Annotated in this window: 1 protein-coding gene and 1 pseudogene; both read left to right on the forward strand. The window is 58.0% G+C overall.

The window, feature by feature from the left end; translation table 11 throughout:
* Positions 1-673 precede the first annotated feature (673 nt).
* Positions 674-933: pseudogene (locus FJ492_RS28605) on the forward strand (type II toxin-antitoxin system ParD family antitoxin); the annotation flags it as partial.
* 181 nt (positions 934-1114) lie between these two features.
* On the forward strand, positions 1115-1351 hold the full coding sequence (locus FJ492_RS28950) for a hypothetical protein (protein WP_181166792.1): 237 nt from the start codon (positions 1115-1117) through the stop codon (positions 1349-1351).
* Positions 1352-1509 lie beyond the last annotated feature (158 nt).

A 1509-nucleotide genomic window follows, 5' to 3' on the forward strand; every position in this document is an offset into this window, starting at 1 on the left:
GCGGGGTGGAGCAGCCCGGTAGCTCGTCAGGCTCATAACCTGAAGGTCACAGGTTCAAATCCTGTCCCCGCAACCAAACTTACCCTGTACGGCCCGCCAGGCTCAAAGCTTGGCGGGCCGTTTTGCATTCGGATAAGAGCCCCCTTGGATCCGGCCTGACCGCCCCAAGCAGACCAAGCCGGCGACCCGGACAAAAATCAAATCCTCCCCCCAAAACCAAATCAAAAAGACAGCCGCCAGGCTCCAAGTCGGCGGACCGTTGCGTATGCGAATCACCATGGAGCGTCGATCCAATCCTGTTCAGGGCCCGCAAAAGAGGCGACGCCGATGCCGCGGACAAAAATTAAATCAGTGAAGACTATTGAGGGATGGTCAGGTTCAAGATCGATTGGTCGCCAAGCATGAACAGATTAGCCGGTTGGGCTCTATTCAGCCGGCTTCCTCACACGCTTTGGATGGTGAATAACAGGATCTGCGGCCTCCGCTCGCACCGAGACCCTCGATCGCGTGGTGCTGCCCCAATCGGTAGTCCAATTCCGCCGAATCGGGACCGAGGCGATGCCGCTTGGCGGGTCATGATGATGAAGCGTCGCCGAATCGGCAGTGGATTGCCAGCTATCGCTATTTATTGTCATCAATGACGCTCGCGCATGATCTCCCCCAGGAGGTCGCCATGCCCAACTGCGCTTTGAACGGGCACTGTGAGAGCTTCATCAGGAAGCAGCTCGAGTTCGGCCGCTACAACAATGCCACTGAGGTTGCCCGTGCCGGCCTGCGCATACTCGAGGATTTCGAGGCGGAAGGGGAAAGTGGCTGTGCGAGAAAATTCCCGCGCGTCTGGCCGAGCTCCAGCAGGATTCGACGAAGGGAACTCCAGCCGAAACGGTCTCTTCCGAGCTTGAAGCACGCCATCGCGCGAAGCAGGCGAAAGCCAGTTGGGAATGGGATACCGATTGTCTTTCATCCCGTGGCACAAGCCGAACTCGAAAATTCCATGACGACATAGCCGAACGGGGCGTCGCCGACGATTGTGTGGAATTTTATCACTGGTATCCGCGATCATTGTCTGGGCTTGTCGACTTTTCCACTGCGAGGCGCTGAGCGGATCGCGATCATGCCTGGGCTGCGGATTGTTGGCTGCCGGCGGTGGATCAGCATTGCCTTCGCGGTCGAGGGCGAGCAGGTGCTGATCCTGGGCATCTTCTACGCGGGCCGAAACATCAACACCGGAATTGCTGGAGAATCGGCGTTGAAAGCCGCTCGGGCGCGTTCGGTGGCCGTTTTGGGGACGCCAGTTTTTCAAAGCGAAGTATGCTCGGCATGGGGTCTGAGGCGAGTATCCCAGGCGTGACCAACCGCGGAAAGCGGCGCGGAAACTCAGCCTAGCCAACTCACGAATTTCGGCCCAGTGGATATCTCCGCGAAAAATCGAAAAAACATCTGAGATCGGTGTTGACAGTTTTGGTTGGTGGCGACTATATACGCCTCACGAACGAGGGCGGTGCGCCG

It is taken from the genome of Mesorhizobium sp. B2-5-4, from assembly GCF_006441095.1.
GTDB lineage: Bacteria > Pseudomonadota > Alphaproteobacteria > Rhizobiales > Rhizobiaceae > Mesorhizobium > Mesorhizobium salmacidum.

Excerpts from the sequence above, each read along its gene's own strand:
- FJ492_RS28950 (WP_181166792.1), top strand. The coding sequence starts at position 1,115 with ATGCCTGGGCTGCGGATTGTTGGCTGCCGGCGGTGGATCAGCATTGCC.